Here is a 19,064-nt window from a genome sequence, read left to right on the forward strand (position 1 = left end):
AACCTTACCAGATTCATCCACATAACGAACTGTACGCTTCACATTTTCTGTTAACGTTTGGATCGCTGGATCTGTTGGGTTTGGATAGTTTGGAGTTGTTGGATCTGTTGGATCTGGATTCTTAGGTAAATCTGGTGTATCTGGATTTACCGGTTTGTTTGGTTCAACTGGTCGATCCGGAGTTACAGGGACAACAATTGCTGTCACATCTACATAGTAAGTATCCACTCCATCTTGACCATCGAAGGTCAAGCCATCACGGTATTTGTTTCCTGCAACAGTTGAGTTTGTAGAAACTGTGTAACCTTTGAGGTACAAGTCTTTCAAGGTTGCAGCTGTTGAGTAGCTAATTGCATCGCCAGCTTTACCTGTCAATACTTCAGATTTCGCAATCTCAGGATTTACAACAGTCTTACCATCTGTTGATACAACACGGTAGATAACTTGTGCTTGGTCATCCTTAGCTTCTGGATTCTTCACATAAGGAATCTCAGTGTTGCCAGTTGGTGTTGTTGGAACTGGTGGAACATAACCCTTACTTGGATTATCTGGATCCACTGGTTTCAACGGGTCGTTGTTGCTTGGATCTACTGGAGTCATACCTGGTACATATGGAATAGCCGGTTGACTTGGATCAGTAGGCGGAACAATTGTTGCTGGATTTGTTGGATCTGTTACATATGGTACTTCTGACCATGGATCAGTTGGTGTTGATCCTTCAGGGAATTTCGGAACATAGTTACCAACTGGTACGTAGATAACTTGATCATGAATATCTTCTGAAGTTGCACCGATACCATTGTGAGCTCCTGCTTGAAGTTGTGAAGCATTTTCCAAGATGTATCCTGGAACAGATGGTGATGTATAAGCACCGAAGGCTGAGCCATCAAGAGCTACCCAGTTACCTAGGGTTGTCTCACCTGTAGCCAAGTTAATGGTTCCTTCACGACGGAAGCGAAGAGTATCTGACTTCATTTGTGCCTGTTCTGGCGTCATTTCTGTCAGTTGTCCATCCTTACCACGGACATAGTAACGAACATCACGAAGAACTTCTTCTGTCAATGTTAGAATGTCTGTCTTATCTGGTGTTGGATAGTTTGGAGTTGTTGGATCCGTTGGATCTGGATTCTTAGGTAAATCTGGTGTATCTGGATTTACCGGTTTGTTTGGTTCAACTGGTTGTTCCGGAGTTACAGGGACAACAATTGCTGTCACATCTACATAATAAACATCTACTCCACCACGGCCATCGAAGGTCAAGCCATCACGGTATTTGTTTCCTGCAACAGTTGAGTTCTCTGAAAGTTTGTAACCTTTGAGGTACAAGTCTTTCAAGGTTGCAGCTGTTGAGTAGTTAATTGCATCGCCAGCTTTACCTGTCAATACTTCAGATTTCGCAACTTCAGGATTTACAACAGTCTTACCATCTGTTGATACAACACGGTAGATAACTTGTGCTTGATCATCCTGAACTGTTGGATTTTGCACATAAGGAATCTCAGTGTTGCCAGTTGGTGTTGTTGGAACTGGTGGAACATAACCCTTACTTGGATTATCTGGATCCACTGGTTTCAACGGCTCATTGTTGCCTGGATCTACTGGAGTCATACCTGGTACATATGGAATAGCCGGTTGACTTGGATCAGTAGGAGGAACAATTGTCGCTGGATTTGTTGGATCTGTTACATATGGTACTTCTGACCATGGATCAGTTGGTGTTGATCCTTCAGGGAATTTCGGAACATAGTTACCAACTGGTACGTAGATAACTTGATCATGAATATCCTCTGAATCTGCACCGATACCATTGTGAGCTCCTGCTTGAAGTTGTGAAGCATTTTCCAAGATGTAGCCTGGAACAGATGGTGATGTATAAGCACCGAAGGCTGAGCCATCAAGAGCTACCCAGTTACCTAGGGTTGTCTCACCTGTAGCCAAGTTAATGGTTCCTTCACGACGGAAGCGAAGAGTGTCTGACTTCATTTGTGCCTGTTCTGGCGTCATTTCTGTCAGTTGTCCATCCTTACCACGGACATAGTAACGAACATCACGAAGAACTTCTTCTGTCAATGTTAGAATGTCTGTCTTATCTGGTGTTGGATAGTTTGGAGTTGTTGGATCCGTTGGATCTGGATTCTTAGGTAGATCTGGTGTATCTGGATTTACCGGTTTGTTTGGTTCAACTGGTTGTTCCGGAGTTACAGGGACAACAATTGCTGTCACATCTACATAGTAAGTATCCACTCCATCTTGACCATCGAATGTCAAGCCAGCACGGTATTTGTTTCCTTCAACAGTTGAGTTCTCTGAAAGTTTGTAACCTTTGAGGTACAAGTCTTTCAAGGTTGCAGCTGTTGAATAAGTGATTCGTGCACCCTCTTTACCATTGATAATACCAGATGTAGCAATCTCTGGATTTACGATTGTCTTACCATCTGTTGATACAACACGGTAGATAACTTGTGCTTGATCATCTTTGGCATCTGGATCAACTGGTTTATCTTCCACAACATATGGAATTGTTGTTTCAACACCTGGATTTGTTGGTGCTGGAGGAATGTAACCTTTTGTTGGATCATTTGGATCAACTGGTTGCAATGGTGAACCATCTGCTGGATTTGTTGGTACAAATCCTTCAACATATGGAATACGTTGAGTTTCATCCGTTGGTGGAACAATCTTACTTGGATCAGTTGGATCGTTTACATACGGAACCTCTGTCCATGGATTTGTTGGTGTGGATCCATCTGGGAATTTCGGAACATAGTGTGAAATTGGCTTGTACGCAACCACATCTACGTAATCTTCATCCGTAGCCTTAACGTTCTCATGAGCGCCCTCTTCGACTTGAGAAGGTTCTACAAGAACATAACCTGAAATCACTGGTGATTTCTTGTTATCAAAGCTTGTTCCTGCCACTGGTGTCCACTCACCAAGAGTTGTTTCACCTGTCACAAGATTAATCGTACCTTCACGACGATAACCAAGACTATCAACTACCTCAGGTGATAGAACTTTACCAGATTCATCTACGTAGCGAATTGTCCGCTTCACTTCTTCTGTGAGAGTTTTCGCTTCTTCTTTATCTGGATTTGGATACGCTGGTGGGTTTGGATCACTTGGATCTGGGTAACCTGGTGTTGTTGGATCAACTGGTTGACCTGGATTTACTGGTTTTTCAGGTGTAATAGGAATAATAATTGGTGTCAAGTCTACATAGTAGTTTGTGACAGAACCTAGTTCACCATCAAATTTCGCATTATCTGGATATCCATTCTTAACAAGTTGGTAACCTTGGCCATGGTATTTCGCCACAACCGTGTTCACGTTCTCTTGAGTATATGGAATATCGCTTCCTTTTTCACCAGTTAATTGGCCGGAAGTTTCAAGTTGTTTCACAACTGTTGTTCCGTCTGGTCCTACCTCACGATAGACAACCTGTGCCACAATCTTATCTGGATCAGGATTTTTAGCATAGTAGACTTTATCTACAATATTCTCACTAGCATTGGTAATACCTGTGTGAGCTCCAAATTCCGCTTGAGTTGCATCTACCAAGTGATAGCCTGGGATAGCTGGAGAAGTTCGGTTGGTAAATTCAGCTGTTGCTGGTGTCCAACCCGCATCATTCCAAACCACCTCACCAGTCACAAGGTTTACAACACCTTCACGACGGAAGCTTACTTTATCAGAAACTTCTCCGCTAAGGACAGTTTCTGTACCTTGCTCGAGATATTGGATGGTACGTGTAACATCTTTCAACATCTTACTTGGATCTTTCGCATCTGGGTCCTTCGGATCTGGATAATTTGGTGAATCCGGATCGTTTGGATCAACTGGTTTATTTGGATCAACTGGTTTCTCTGGTGTTACTGGTGCCAACTTCGCCTTAAGGGTTACATAGTAAGTATCAGTTCCCTTAGTACCGTCAAACGTAGCACCTGCTGGATAACCATCATTCACAAGCTCATAGCCAAGTTTCTTGTACTTAGCAATTGTTTCTGCGGTAGTGTAAGCTACACCATTTGTTCCAATGGTTTCACCCTTCTTACCTTTGAATTCTTCTGAACGTTCCAATTCACGGACAACAGTCTTACCGTCTTGCTCAACATATTGATACACAACAACCGCAGCATCAATTCGTGCAAATGGAATTTCTGTTACTTTTGTTGGATCTGTTGGTGCAGGAGGGATGTAACCTTTCGTTGGATCATTTGGATCAACTGGTTGTAGTGGAATAGTTGGTTCGAACTCAGGAATGTATGGAATTACTTGAGTTGGGTCTGTTGGTGGCACCAATTTCGCTGGATCCGTTGGATCCTCTTTATATGGAACCTCACTCCATGGATTATTCGGCTTATCTTCAGCTGGAACATCTGGGAATGATGGAACATATTTCGAAATTGGAACGTAAACAACTGTATCAACATAGTCTTCATCAGTTGCTTTCACACCTGTATGAGATCCTGCTTCTACTTGGCTAGGATCCTTCAAGATATGACCTGGAACTACTGGTGATTTTTTGTTTTCGAAACTATCACCTGCTGTTGGTGTCCACTCACCTAGAGTAGTTTCACCTGTCGCCAAGTTAATTGTTCCTGTACGGGTAAATCCTAGATTATCAACAACTTCTTCCGCAATAACTTTACCAGATTCATCCACATAGCGAACCGTACGCTTCACATCTTCTGTCAATGTCAGAATGTCTGTCTTATCTGGTGTTGGATAGTTTGGAGTTGTTGGATCTGTTGGATCTGGATTCTTAGGTAGATCTGGTGTATCTGGATTCACCGGTTTGTTTGGTTCAACTGGTTTTTCCGGAGTAACAGGGACAATAATTGGTGTCACATCTACATAGTAAGTATCCACTCCGTTTTGACCGTCAAACGTCAAACCAGAACGATATTTGTTTCCTTCAACAGTTGAATTCTCTGAAAGTTTGTAACCTTTGAGGTACAAGTCTTTCAAGGTTGCTGTTGTTGAATAAGTGATTTCAGCTCCCGCTGCACCATCCAACAAGCCAGAAGTCGCAACTTCAGGATTTACAACTGTCTTACCATCTGCTGATACAACACGGTAGATAACTTGTGCTTGGTCTGCAACAGATTTATAAGGAATCTTCGTTTCTACTCCTGGATCTGTTGGTGCAGGAGGAACGTAACCTTTTGTTGGATCATTCGGATCAACTGGTTGTAATGGAGAACCATCTGCTGGATTGGTTGGTACCATTCCTTCAATGTATGGAATTCGTTGTGTTTCATCAGTTGGTGGAACAATCTTACTTGGATCCGTTGGATCATTCACGTATGGAACTTCTGTCCATGGGTTCGTTGGTGTTGAACCTGCAGGGAATTCTGGAACATAGCGTGAAATTGGTTTATACGTTACTGTATCAACATAGTCTGGATCAGTCGCCTTCACACCTGTATGAGATCCCGCATCTACTTGATTTGGATCAACAAGGACAAAGCCTTTCACGACTGGTGATTTTTTGTTTTCAAAGTTATCGCCAGCAGTTGGTGTCCAATCACCAAGAGTTGTTTCTCCTGTTACAAGGTTAATGGTACCTTCACGTTTAAATCCAAGATTATCAACCACTTCTGGTGAAACAACATTACCGTTTTGATCTACATAACGAACAGTCCGTTTCACATCCTCTGTTAATTTGAGGGCTTCTGGATTATCTGGATTTGGATAATTTGGTGATGTTGGATCCGTTGGATCAACTGGTTTATTTGGATCAACTGGTTTCTCAGGTGTAATTGGAACAACACGAGGTTTCAAATCAACATTAAAGACTTGCTCACCATCTACACCATCGAATGTTGGAACGGTTGTTCCTGTACGTTCGAATGATTTTGTTGCTTCATTGTAAGTGTAACCAGTATAGCCATCTGTTACCAACTCATATCCAGCTTTCTTGTACTCTTCCAATTTAGCACGTACTTGATCAGCTGTATAAGGAACAGAATCACCTGCGCTTCCAGCTAAAGAGCCAGAATCAGAAAGAACAACTGGGTTAGCTGGATCTGCTGTATTTCGATAAACAACTTTCGCTGTATCGGTTAACTCAAAGACAACTTTTGTGAGGTAATTCTCTGGGAATCCTGTATCATTAAAGTCTTTCCAGTAAGAGTCGCTGACAATCTTCTTACCATTGCTCTCTGTTAAGATTGTATCGGTAATATTCGAAGCATCCAAGACTGCATGTACGCTCTCCCCTTGGCCTCGTTGACCAACAAGACTTTGAAGATTTGGTACGTTGGATTCTGTGATTGTAGCTACATAGCCAGACAAACTCTTATTGATGGTAGAGTAAGTATTCTTAGTTTCACTATTCGCAGTTAAGGTCCAACCTGTATCTGCTTTTGGAGAATATGGAACTTTTGCATACTCTTTCAAGAAGGTATTTCCGCTATCGATGACTGTATTCGCAAATTGTTGCTTCATTGCATCAACATCAAGGACAATATCCATCTTACGTTCCCAATCAGAACGTTCCGTTACAGAGTCTTTTTCACCTGCAACAAATTGACTCAATGGCATGAGAGAGCCATCTGCTTGCTTCACATAATACTCAACAGTATTTGTATGTTTTGCAAGTGGATTGATCTTCGTTCCGTTTGGAACCCAAACACTGTGCGAGTTTTGTGTCGCTACGTCGATATCGTAGCTTCGATCTCTACTGTTGTTTGGCTCAACCGGTAAAATTCCTCCAGGAGAGTTCGCCAATCGGATAGATGGATCACTTCCAGAAATTGTGATTGGTCCACCGAATCCATCAAGCGCAACATCACCCTGTTTAATATTCGCCCAAACAGAGTTTTGTTTAGACTTATCTGTTTGCAATGGAGCACGGTGAGTTCCCTCATTACGTGCATAAACCGTATAGCTATCCACTCCTAAGCTGTTGTCGATAACAAATTCCATCTTGGTTCCTTTGGTATTACCATAAACCAAGTTAGGAGTTCCAGCTGGAGGAGGGTTAAATCCTTGCGGTGTAGAGTTCGGTAATTTTCCGTTAGGATCTCCAACTTGTTGACCTTCTGGCGTTGAGTAACGCTGCAAACTGAAGTAAAGTGGTGTATCAATACGGAAAACAACGTTCTTAGTTGCCCCTAATGGCACAGAGATCAACTCAGCGTAGAAGTTATTGTTGTCATCTCGGATATCCGTGATCGAACCTGGATTCGCGACAAACAATGGTTTTGTAGCTGTCCCTTTCTGAGAGTCAAGGGAAATCAAATCGTCATATTCATTACCGATCTTCTGGGTTCCATTACGGTTTTTCGCAACAACGATAAAGCGTGCATGATCATCAACTGTAATCGTTCCTTGCTCATTAACCCCGATATAGTTATAACCATCGTAACTACCTGAAGCTGCTCCATTTCCATTGTAAGGAGCTTTACCATCAGATTCAAAGACGTTATTCGAATGTTTCCCAAAGAGAATGTGGGAATCATCCCCTAGGTCCATCGCAACCCCACGACCTTTGTTTTTGAAATCTACTTTAGATTTCTCACCAGATGTGAAGGTAGCGTTGTGACCAGTAATGATACTGTCACGACCTGTGAAGGTAGCCGTTGCCTCTTCTCCAATCGAAATTGTCGCTGAAGAACCTGCAAGTTTGGTTGTATTACGGACACCATATCCACCAAAACGGTTGGCATCTGTTACCGTATCCCCTGGACGACGAACACCGATAGAGATCGCCTGACCGATTGATGAATTAATCGCCAGTTTAGATTCTTTACCAGTCTTCACAGTACCATTTTGTGGCATAAAGATCGCCGCATTGTGGTAACGAGCTGAGTTAGAAGTATCAGATGACGTATTCATATTGATCGTCATTGATCCCTTATCTTTCACCTCAACTACTGAGTTACTTGGAAGACTAATTCCGTCACCTTCAGATGCACGGTTCAATGTGAAGTTAGCATCAGACTCAACAACAACATTCTTAGCAGAATGAATATTCGCTGCACGTCGAGTTGCTTGTTTCGCTCCACGTGGTTGTGTCTTATCTTCGTTTGCTTCACCATCAGCGTACAAACCATTGTGTGGTACGTTCATCTGAACATATTGAGTTCCACCGGCTAGTGATGCGTAGCTATCTGCTAGGTTCGAAGTTGTGTTACCTTTGATGACAACTGTCGTATTTTGACCGCCACCAAACATAACCCCTTCACTCTTAACATCTTCAAATGTAATTTTTGAAGCACTAGCTTGGCTGAGATCGATAGGTCCTTTTGAATTGGCACTATAGATGCTCAAGTTACTGAAGAGGATGTCTCCAACTGCACTAGCTGTAGGTTTGATAGAGTATGAACGGAAGTCAATTCCACTGTTAGCGCCGTCACCATAGATATTCAAAGCACGGTTAGCAATTGCTAAAGATAGAGTCCGATCGACCGCTTTTTCTTTAGCGTTTACAGCCTCAGAAGCACCATTACCATTGGTAATTCCATTTACAGTATTTGGTGCAAAAATTTGTCCTTGAACTTTAATATCTGTAACGCTCGCATTTGAGAGAGCAGATACAAACTGATCCCAAGTCGTTACAACAGTAGCTGTATCTGGTGCTACGGCTGCACGAAAAGCGCTAGTATAAGCTACTTCACGGGGACGAACTGTTTCCGACTCCTTGCTTTCTGTCTTTACTTCCTCTGTTTCTTTCTTTTCCTCAGCGCTATCTGAAGTAGCAACTGTGGTCGTATTGCTAGAAACAGGGGTTTCTGACGTAGCAGTAGACGGTTCTGAACTTACAGACTCAGCTACTGCGCTTGCTGCTACTGGCTCTAAAGTAGCCGTTGCAGCATATGTAGACGAATCTGCGGGAACTTCGGCAGTCTCCGAAGAGGAACCTGTAGAAGCTTCAGTGTTATCGCCGGTATCAGACGCTGCTGTTTCTTCTGCTTGGACACCTTGACCAGCAAAAAGCAAGGTCCCTAGCAAGACAGAAGCCGCACCGAATGAGTATTTTCGAATCGAAAATCTCTGAACCGAGCGATCAAACATGTTTTTCTTCATGTCGTCTTTTGTTCTCCTTTATAAAATTATTAACCTAGCATACGAACACAACGATACGAATACTATAGGCTGTATTATGATAACATTTTTTAGTAGCCCTGTAAACTAAAAAGACGCATGCCAACAAAATGAAATATTTGTAAGAAAAGTTGATTTCATGGGCTTTTACCTTAAAATTTTCCTAAACCAAAAAACATATTTTTATAAGAAAAATCAAAGTCTATCGGAGTTTTAAAAAACATATCAAAAAATGCATATTATCTTCTAGTTTATTTTAGGGCTTTTTTAATTCTCTCTCCCTGTTCATTCCCATTATTCTTATCCGTAATAAGGACTGAATCCGACTCGGCACACTGCAATATCATTCCATCAAATTCTAGACACCTTGTCGCATTTTATAGAGAAAAAAGATGAGAAACAACAGATCCAAACAAGGAAACCTGCATCTAAAAAACTTATCGCAAGCTTGGTCTGTGCTACAAGAAGAAAATCAACCTAGGCCATAGAACGATAGCACTTTTCTTCAAATTGCTTGTTACGGCAAAATCAAAAGGACTGAATCATGTGCCATACAGAATCCAATCCTTTTCGTAATTTCTTATCCAATTTTTAACTCGCCAACAGGTCGCACCAATCTATATAGTTCCATTCATTACTTGTTGGTGCCTAGTCTCTGTTTATTGAGAGTGATTAGAAAGCGCTTGGTCTAAGTGAGCTAATGCCTTTTCCTTTCCTAATAAGAAAATCGTGTTCGGCAAATCTGGACCATGCATTTCCCCAGATACAGCCACACGGATTGGCATAAAGAGATTTTTCCCTTTGACACCCGTTTCCTTTTGAACTTCCTTAATGAGAGGAGCAATCTGTTCCACTTGGAAATCTCCTTCAGATAAATCAACTAGTTTCTGACGGAAAGCTGATAAGACCACAGGAACTGTCTCACCTGCAAGCACCGCTGCAGTCTCTTCAGTAAGGCTTGGGAAGTCTCCAAAGAAAAGATCTGTCAAAGGCACAATATCCTCTGCCGCAATCAGTTGCGATTGATATAGAGCCACCATCTCCGCAGCCTTATCCGTCCAACGGCCAGCTTCCTCTAAGAATGGCTTGGTTAAAGCCAAAACAGTCTCTAAGTCAGCTTTCTTGAAATACTCATTACTCATCCAGTCTAGCTTCTTCTGGTCAAAGGCTGCTGGAGACTTGCTAAGACGAGCTTCATCAAATACATTCACCAACTCCGCTTGACTAAAGATTTCTTCTTCACCCCCTGGATTCCATCCTAGAAGGGCAATAAAGTTAAAGACGGCTTCTGGTAGGTAGCCTTTTTTACGATAGTCTTCGATAAATTGAAGGGTATTGGTATCCCGCTTAGATAGTTTCTTACCAGTTTCACTATTGATAATCAAAGTCATGTGGCCAAAGATGGGTGCTTCCCAACCTAGAGCTTCATAAACCATTAATTGTTTTGGTGTATTAGCGATATGATCATCTCCACGGATTACATGTGAAATCTCCATCAAGTGGTCATCAATCACAACTGCGAAGTTATAAGTTGGATAACCATCGCGTTTCTGAATCACCCAATCTCCACCAATGTTGCCACCTTCGAACTCAATCTCTCCCTTAACCATGTCTGACCATTTGTAGATTTGTTCTTCTTTTACAGCCAGACGAACAGTTGGCTGAATCCCAGCTGCTTCACGCTCAGCGATGTAAGCAGCTTTTTCATCTTCAGACATACCCAAGAATTCATTGATATAGCGAGGAGTTTCACCAGCTTCTTCTTGGCGTTCACGTTCAGCGGCTAATTCTTCTTCTGTTACATAAGACTTGTAGGCCAAACCAGCTTCTAGCAATTGATCAATGTAGGTTTGGTAAATTTCCAACCGCTCTGATTGGCGATAAGGACCAAATTCTCCAGGATTTACAGGACTTTCATCCCAGTCCATGCCCAACCAAGCTAAATTTTCCAGCTGCGAACGTTCCCCATCTTCTACATGGCGCTTGCGATCGGTATCCTCAATCCGAATCACAAAATCTCCCCCATGATGACGAGCAAATAGGTAGTTAAAGAGCGCTGTCCGCGCATTTCCAATATGCAACAGTCCCGTTGGACTTGGTGCGTAACGCACCCGAATCTTTTTTGTCACAATTCTATCCTCATTTATCTTTTTTTGAAATTATACCACAAGTCTAGGAATTCAAAAACAAGTCGAAGTCGATCTCCCATTCCCCCAAAATTCCCGGATACAAAACCCAACTTCGTCGAACTTGCAAGCGTTCAAGCGGCTCACGAGCCAAAAGTAAATTTGTCGCCCGCTCCTCTAGCTCCAAAAAGCGAAACTGATCATTCGCCGCATAGCCCCCTAAATCCGCAGCAATTTCATAAACATAGACCCGCTCAGGATCAATTCTCTCAATGAAATCCAACAACTGATCTTCTATATAATCACGATCACTGATCATTTCCTACTCCTTCACCAAAAGCAGAACTGCCTGAGCAGCTATCCCTTCCTCACGTCCCACAAATCCAAGCTTTTCTGTTGTGGTCGCCTTGAGATTCACTGCCTGTTCCTCCATATGAAGCAAATCCGCAATCACTTTTTTCATAGCTGGCAAATGCGGTGCCATTTTGGGCCGCTCGGCCAAAAGGGTCGCATCAATATTGCCAACACAATAACCCGCTTGTTTCATTTCTTCATATATAAAGGACAAAATTTTAGTAGAAGCAATACCTTCTAATTCGGGATTCGTATCAGGAAAGGCATGGCCGATATCCCCACGTCCGAGAGCACCGATAAGAGCATCGGTAATGGCATGAAGAAGAACATCCGCATCAGAATGCCCCTTTAGCCCACGGTCAAAGGGCAAAGTGACACCTCCCACAATCAAGGGCCGGCCTTCTACCAACTCATGCACATCATACCCCTGGCCAATTCGGATCATTTGAATAGCTCCTTTCTAATTGCTTGTCCTAAAATTAAATCTTCGGGCGTCGTCATCTTCACATTCCAATAAGACCCCTGAATCAAGGTAACCTGGACTGAGCTGAAGGCTTCCACTAGACTCGCATCATCTGTCCCTAGATAGCCCGCTTGTAGAGCTTGCTCATGAACATCCACCAATAACGCCCGCTCAAAAAACTGAGGCGTCTGAGCCGCCATTAAACGCTCCCGTGGCACCGTCTGTTGGATCATCCCAGCAGCGACCTCTTTAATGGTATCCTTAACGGGTACCGCCAAAATAGAATTCGGCTGGGCCTTCAGTTCCCGGAGCTGATCAAGACAGATAAAAGGACGGGCGCCATCATGAACCATCACCCACTCCGCTTCCACCTGTGCCAAGCCTAGCCGAACCGAATCCTGACGTTCTGCTCCACCTGTCACAAAAACAACTCGCGAAGATAGATACGGTTCAAAGGCTGGCCGATCCTCGGGACGACCAACTAGGATAATACGCTGGCAGTCCAAATCCGCTTGAAAGACTTTCAAGCTATAGGAAAAAATAGGCTGACCTTCCAATTCTAGCAGAATCTTATTACGATCTGCCATCATCCGGCTCCCTGAACCTGCTACTAGTAAGATCACATCATAGTTCATCCAAACACCTTCTGTAAGACTTCTGAAATACGAGTCACCCCGATAACCTCAATTCCATGAGGGAGTTTGACCCCTTGGAGAGAATTCTGAGGGACATAGACTTTTTTAAAGCCTAATTTAGCCGCTTCCTGAATCCGTTGTTCCACTCGATTGACTCGCCGGATTTCTCCCGTCAAGCCGATTTCTCCGATAAAGGCTTCATCCGGTTGTGTCGGTAGATCCTTATAAGAAGAAGCAATTGCGACCGCTACCGCCAAGTCAATAGCCGGTTCATCCAGTTTCACACCACCAGCTGACTTGAGATAAGCATCCTGATTCTGTAAAAGCAAACCTGCCCGTTTCTCCAAAACGGCCATAATCAGACTTGCTCGATTAAAATCGAGGCCCGTGGTCGTTCGTTTGGCATTCCCAAACATAGTGGGTGTCACCAAGGCCTGAACCTCTGCCAAAATAGGACGAGTCCCCTCCATAGTCACCACAATGGACGAACCTGTCGCTCCGTCCAAGCGTTCTTCCAAGAAAACCTGACTCGGATTTTGCACTTCCACCAACCCCTCTGACTGCATCTCAAAGATGCCAATTTCATTGGTCGATCCAAAACGGTTTTTAACAGCTCGTAAAATCCGAAACGTGTGCTGACGCTCACCTTCAAAATAGAGCACAGTATCTACCATATGCTCTAAAGTCCGAGGACCCGCAAGAGTTCCCTCCTTGGTCATATGCCCCACAATGAAAGTAGCAATCTTATTCGTCTTAGCCAACTGCATGAGTTGATTGGTCACCTCCCGCACTTGGCTCACTGAACCTTGAACACTGGAAATATCTGGTGACAAAATAGTCTGGATGGAATCAATAATCAGAAAATCAGGCTGCAAGCGCTCGACTTCTGTCCGAATACTATCCATGTTGGTCTCAGCATACAGATAAAAGTCCGAATCAGGATCCCCTAAACGCTCCGCCCGCAACTTGATTTGTTCAGCAGATTCTTCCCCACTAACATACAGAACGGTTCCTAGTTGAGCCAACTGTGTAGAAACTTGCAAAAGCAAGGTGGATTTACCAATCCCTGGATCTCCTCCAATTAAAACGAGACTCCCTGGAACCACTCCGCCACCTAGGACGCGATTGAATTCTTCCAAACCAGTCTTGGTCCGAGATACGTCGATGGAGGTTACCTGGTTGAGTTTCATCGGCTTAGCCTTTTCGCCCGTCAGACTCACACGCGCATGCTTGACTTCAGTCTGTTCAATTTCTTCCACAAAGGAAGACCAAGCACCACAGTTCGGACAACGCCCCATGTATTTAGGCGAGTGGTAATCACAGTTTTGACAGATAAAAGTTGATTTTTTCTTAGCCATGCAAACTCCTAACGACCTGTGGAACCAAAGCCACCCCGACGTTGTCCACTGGCTTCATCCCCATCTGCTAAGAGGAAGGGGGCAAAGACAGCCTGAACAATCCGTTCTCCTACTTCCAAGGAAACTGGCTGATCGGTAATATTCTGCATTTGGGCAAAGATATGTCCCTCATTTGCTTCATTGCCATAATAGTCTCCATCAATCACCCCAACAGAATTGATGAGGACCAACCCCTTCTTGCGCGGATTCGAAGAACGGTCGTAAAGGTAGAGCACCTCATTGGCTTGCATATAGGCCTTAACTCCAGTCGGAACCAACTTGATTTCACCAGGCTCCAACAACATAGCTTCTGCCACTTTTAGGTCATAACCAGCGGCCTGAGCCGTTTCTCGCTTTGGTAATAATTGAGAATCGCTGTACTGACTTACTAATTCAAAACCACGTAAACGCATGACTTCCTCCTATTTCTCATTCCCTCTATTATACACCAAAGGAGGTCGCCAAGTACCTGAACTTACTCCGCCCCCTCCAATACTGAAAGCCTAGTAATAACTTAGAGACTCTTTAAGACTTACTCAACAGCACAGCGTCCCTCTCAAAGGCAGACCTTGCGACTCTTTTGATATAATGGTAAGCAATAGAAAGGAGCTCTTATGTTCTCAGACTTACCTGCGAGTTTTTTGCAGATGTCCGCGATTTTTTTGTCGATTGTCATCGAAGCCCTGCCTTTCGTACTCCTCGGTAGCATCATTTCGGGCTTCATCGAGGTCTACCTGACCCCTGAAAAAGTCGTCCGTCTTCTACCCCAAAATAAATTCTTCAATATTCTAATCGGTTCCTTTGCGGGGCTCATTTTCCCCTCCTGTGAATGCGGCATTGTCCCGATTATTCACCGCTTCCTCAAGAAAAAGGTCCCAGCCTATACGGCCCTTCCCTTCTTGGTGACAGCACCCGTCATTAATCCGATTGTCCTTTTTGCAACCTTTTCAGCCTTCGGGAATTCCTGGCTCTTTGCCCTGACCCGTGCCTTGGGGTCTCTCCTCTTAGCACAAGTTCTAGGTATTTTACTTGGATTCGTCTGGACTGGAGATATCCTAGTCGACCACAAAACCCTACCCCTACATGGACACATGCACACCAATCAAGAGCAAGGGCACTTTCTTCAAGCCTGGATTCATGCCATTGATGAATTCTTTGACTCCGGTCGCTACCTCATACTCGGTGCCCTTTTTGCCAGCTGTGTTCAAGTCTATATCCCCACCCATATCTTGACTAGTATCTCCAGCAATCCCTTTATCGCCATTCTCATCCTAATGGTACTCAGCTTCCTTCTCTCTCTTTGTAGCGAAGCCGATGCCTTCATCGGCTCCTCCCTCTTAGGAACCTTTGGAATGGCACCAGTTATAGCCTTCCTAGTCATTGGACCTGTCCTTGACATCAAGAACCTACTCATGATGACCCGCGTTTTCCACAAATCCTTTATTCGTGATTTCATCCTAGTTACCGTGGTTATCGTCTTCCTCTTCGCAGCTAGTTTGGAGGTCCTCCTATGATTCGCTTTTTAATTCTAGCCGGTTACTTCGAGCTCAGCCTCTACCTAACTTGGAGCGGTAAACTCGACCACTATATCAACCTGCATTACTCCTACTTAGCCTATCTCTCCATGGCCCTAACCTTTCTCTTAGCCCTGATTCAATTACGCCTTCTTTTGAAAGAAGAAAAAACAAAGGGCTCATCCAGTCAGCGACTAGCCTACCTAGTCCTAGCTATCCCTCTTCTAGTTGGTTTTCTATTCCCCACCGTCAGTCTCGATTCCACGACTGTCTCGGCTAAGGGCTACCAATTCCCCCTAGCGGCAGGGGCATCGGCAGAAATCCAAGCAGACGAAGGAACTTCAAGCCAGTACCTTAAACCTGACACCAGTTCCTACTTCACCAAAAAAGCCTATGAAACTGAAATGCAGGCCGTTGCCGCCAAGTACCTCAAGGAGGATACCATCCAAGTAACCACCCAGAACTATATGGAATTTATGGAAGCCCTCTACGACTATCCCGATCAATTCTTAGGCAAGGAGGTCCAAATGACTGGCTTTGTCTACAACGACCCCAAACAAGCCCAGCAACAATTCCTCTTCCGCTTCGGAATTATCCACTGCATTGCGGATTCCGGTGTCTATGGACTCTTAACCACTGGCCAAGACCAGTCCTACCCTGACAATACCTGGATCTCCGCCAAAGGGAAAATCGCTATCCATTTCCATAAAGACCTCAAGCAAAGCCTGCCTACCCTAGAACTAACAGACTGGAATCCTATTGAAGAACCTACAAACCCCTATGTTTACCGAGAATTTTAACATAGCAATCCCCAAAACCACTGTCAAATGGCAGTGGTTTTAACTTCCCCATTTTCCAAAAGCACAATCCGTTCCAATCTCTGAGCCAAATCCAAGCGGTGAGTGATAACAACCAACGTCTTATCCAAGGCCAAGAGACGTTCAAAAACGCGTTCTTCAGTTTCGGGATCCAAATGACTGGTCGCCTCATCTAAGATGAGGTAGTCAGCCCCCGTCAAGAGAGTTCGAGCTAAGGCCAAACGCTGAATCTGCCCTGTAGACAGAGCAGTCCCATCAGTCCCCACTTGCGTATCTAAACCCAAGGGAAGGGCAGCCACAAAATCCGCAGCCTCAACCAGTACTAGAACTTCCCACAAATCTGCCTCTTTCATTCCATCTGCTGCTGCCCAAAGAAGATTGTCCCGCACGGTTCCTTGAAATAACCCAGCATTTTGGGCTAGATACTGTACTTGCCGCCGTAGAGCATGAGGGTTGATAGCGGAGAGATCTTGTCCTGCCAACTTCACCTCTCCTTCCAAGGGGCGGTAAAAGCCCACCAAGAGTTTGGCAAGACTCGTTTTGCCACAGCCTGATACTCCTAAAATCCCTAGTTTCTGCCCAGGGGGAATCTCTAAAGTGACTGATTTAAGAAGGAGGCTCCCATAGTCATAAGCAAAATCAACATTCCGCACAAGCAAACCACTTTGATCTCCAACCTCTAATTCTTGAGGTGTCTGTTTCTCCAATGGCACTTGATAAACCTCCTGGAGACGCTGGTAGGCCACCTGAGCCTTCTGTACCTGCACTTGAATCTGCAGCAAATTCTCCAATGGTCCTGTAAAATAACCCAAAAGACTGGTAAAAGTCAAAAGTTGACCTAGGCTCAGATGTCCACTTAGAATCAAGTGAGAACCCCACCAAAAAATCACCACCGTTGTCCCTACCTGCAGAGCATGCCTAAGTGCTACCTGAATCTGCTCAACACAACTATAGGCGCAGACCTTGTCCCAAAAGTTTTCCAAATAGTCCTTATTCTGAACGAGGGCTCTCTCCTCAATCGCCAAGGCCTTGAGCGTCTCCATATCCTTGAGATGATCCATCAAGCTAGAAGACAATTGAGAGCCCGCCTCCAACTGGTTCTGATGATAGTCCTTGAATTTTTTCTGAAAGGCAAAAAACAAAAAAGTATAAAGGGGAATCAACAACAAGGCCAATAAAAAGAGCTGCTGAGATTGCCAGATCAGGGCAATACTGAGACTGATTAGAGTAAAACCATCTAAAATCAAGGTCAAACTTAGGGATGCTAAGGCTTCAATAATCTGGTTGGCATCCGTAAAACGGGAAAGAATTTCACCACTGCGACGCGTGGCAAAAAAGCTCATAGGCAAACCAAAAACATGACTGAGATAGTCCTCCAACAACTTCAACGACAGCTGTCGGCTTAAGAGAACCAACGGATACTGTTTGCCGAATTGCAGTAAGGCTTGGAGGCCTGCTGCAAAAAGTAGACAGAGACTTAATTGACTAATCCAATCCATACGGTTTTTAGGCAAAAAAACATCTACAATCCACTGCAAACCATAAGAGGACAGAATGGTGAGCAAGGTCAAACAAAGACTCAGCGTAACAATCGCCCCAAACAGTCTTCGCTCCTGGAACAGCAACCTAAACAGTGACCAAAAGGAGGTCTCCCTCCGCTGCTGAACTTGATACTCCGGTCCTGGCTCAAAAAGCAAGGAAACGCCAGTCCATTCCTTCAAAAACTCAGCTTGGCTATACTCCACCAATCCAACTGTTGGATCCGGGTCTGCAAGGTAAATCCTGCTATCTGTCACTTGATAAACCACATAGTAATGAGGAAATTTCCCCTCCTTGACCACATGAACCAAGACCGGTTTCACCATCACCGCACTTGCTAGATTCTCCAAATCCAATTTCAAAGGTTGGCACATCAACCCCAATGCTTCTCCAGCCTTAACCAAGCCAAAAGCCGTCGTCCCGTTTAACCCCGTCTTGGTCAAGGTTCGTAAATAAGCCAAGGAATAATCCGAACCATAGTAACTTAAAATCATAGCCAAACAAGCTACTCCACAGTCCTTCCAATCCACCTGCATCCGATAATCTTTTTTCGAAAACATAAGCTCCCTCCTACTTATTCATTCGGAAGATAGCGTGGAAAAAAGGCAGCATAATAAGGAGTAAGCCTCTCACTCACAAAACGAAGAAAGGGGCATCTATCCAAAAAAGAGGCTAGTAGCCAATGTCATTAAGTTAGGGCGACTGATAAAGACTTCAATGAAACACAATTGACTGATTGGAACAGAATTCAAGAATCAATTGTGTTTTTTTCGTTTTTTGAGCACAATGAAGATGAGGTTGCTATCCTCTCATTTTTTATTGGCATTTTTCGTATAATCATGCTACTCTATAGCTGAAGCCCCTTACATATCGAGTTGTTTTTCTCCTCTTCGTGGTCCGATGGGGACGTATCGGTGTAAGGTGTCGTTGGACATAGGCTTCTAAATCAGTGGAAGACATTTTTTGACATAGAAGTAATCGACAAGCGTAAGTCATGTCCGTAAAATTGATTTGATAGTCATATTTTCTTTGCCTGTTGGGGACAGTTATAGTTGTTCCACTTTATAATACGTGATAAAATAGAACCATGACATATAGTATTGATTTTAGAAAACGTGTGCTGTCTTTCGTTCAGGAAGGGCACACTCGAACAGAAGCTTGTGAGCT

Annotated in this window: 10 protein-coding genes; 2 read left to right on the forward strand and 8 right to left on the reverse strand. The window is 43.9% G+C overall.

Features of this window, described 5'->3' with window-relative positions:
- From ACXM1Q_RS05265 to ACXM1Q_RS05295, 7 genes are all read right to left on the reverse strand, one after another.
- Window positions 1-9,033 (reverse strand): mucin-binding protein (locus ACXM1Q_RS05265; RefSeq protein WP_460255634.1); only part of this gene is annotated, 9,033 nt, incomplete at its 3' end.
- A gap of 677 nt (window positions 9,034-9,710) precedes the next feature.
- The gene (gltX, locus tag ACXM1Q_RS05270; RefSeq protein ID WP_458516826.1) at window positions 9,711-11,180 is read right to left on the reverse strand and encodes a glutamate--tRNA ligase; all 1,470 of its coding nucleotides are present in this window, start codon (window positions 11,178-11,180) and stop codon (window positions 9,711-9,713) included.
- Between the two features lie 43 nt (window positions 11,181-11,223).
- The gene (locus ACXM1Q_RS05275) at window positions 11,224-11,496 is read right to left on the reverse strand and encodes a hypothetical protein (protein WP_458516828.1); all 273 of its coding nucleotides are present in this window, start codon (window positions 11,494-11,496) and stop codon (window positions 11,224-11,226) included.
- A gap of 3 nt (window positions 11,497-11,499) precedes the next feature.
- Window positions 11,500-11,976, reverse strand: a complete 477-nt coding sequence (gene ispF / locus ACXM1Q_RS05280) for a 2-C-methyl-D-erythritol 2,4-cyclodiphosphate synthase (protein ID WP_458516830.1) — start codon at window positions 11,974-11,976, stop codon at window positions 11,500-11,502.
- Complete coding sequence (ispD, locus tag ACXM1Q_RS05285; RefSeq protein WP_458516832.1) at window positions 11,973-12,629, reverse strand: 2-C-methyl-D-erythritol 4-phosphate cytidylyltransferase; 657 nt, start codon at window positions 12,627-12,629, stop codon at window positions 11,973-11,975. Before ispD ends, ispF begins: the two co-directional genes overlap by 4 nt.
- Complete coding sequence (gene radA, locus ACXM1Q_RS05290; RefSeq protein WP_458516834.1) at window positions 12,626-13,987, reverse strand: DNA repair protein RadA; 1,362 nt, start codon at window positions 13,985-13,987, stop codon at window positions 12,626-12,628. Before radA ends, ispD begins: the two co-directional genes overlap by 4 nt.
- An 8-nt stretch (window positions 13,988-13,995) precedes the next feature.
- Window positions 13,996-14,439: a dUTP diphosphatase gene (locus ACXM1Q_RS05295; protein WP_135036385.1), complete on the reverse strand. Its 444-nt coding sequence runs from the start codon at window positions 14,437-14,439 to the stop codon at window positions 13,996-13,998.
- Window positions 14,440-14,640: 201 nt separating this feature from the next.
- On the opposite strand from ACXM1Q_RS05295, the gene ACXM1Q_RS05300 reads away from it, so the two are divergent.
- Entirely contained in the window at window positions 14,641-15,540 is a 900-nt protein-coding gene (locus tag ACXM1Q_RS05300; protein WP_458516836.1) for a permease, read from the forward strand.
- A complete protein-coding gene (locus ACXM1Q_RS05305; protein ID WP_458516838.1) occupies window positions 15,537-16,340 on the forward strand; it encodes a TIGR03943 family putative permease subunit in 804 nt (267 codons plus the stop codon). Before ACXM1Q_RS05300 ends, ACXM1Q_RS05305 begins: the two co-directional genes overlap by 4 nt.
- A gap of 23 nt (window positions 16,341-16,363) precedes the next feature.
- Here the strand turns inward: ACXM1Q_RS05305 and ACXM1Q_RS05310 are convergent, their stop codons facing one another.
- The gene (locus ACXM1Q_RS05310; protein ID WP_458516840.1) at window positions 16,364-18,457 is read right to left on the reverse strand and encodes a peptide cleavage/export ABC transporter; all 2,094 of its coding nucleotides are present in this window, start codon (window positions 18,455-18,457) and stop codon (window positions 16,364-16,366) included.
- Window positions 18,458-19,064: the final 607 nt, after the last annotated feature.

The organism is Streptococcus sp. 10F2 (assembly GCF_054331515.2).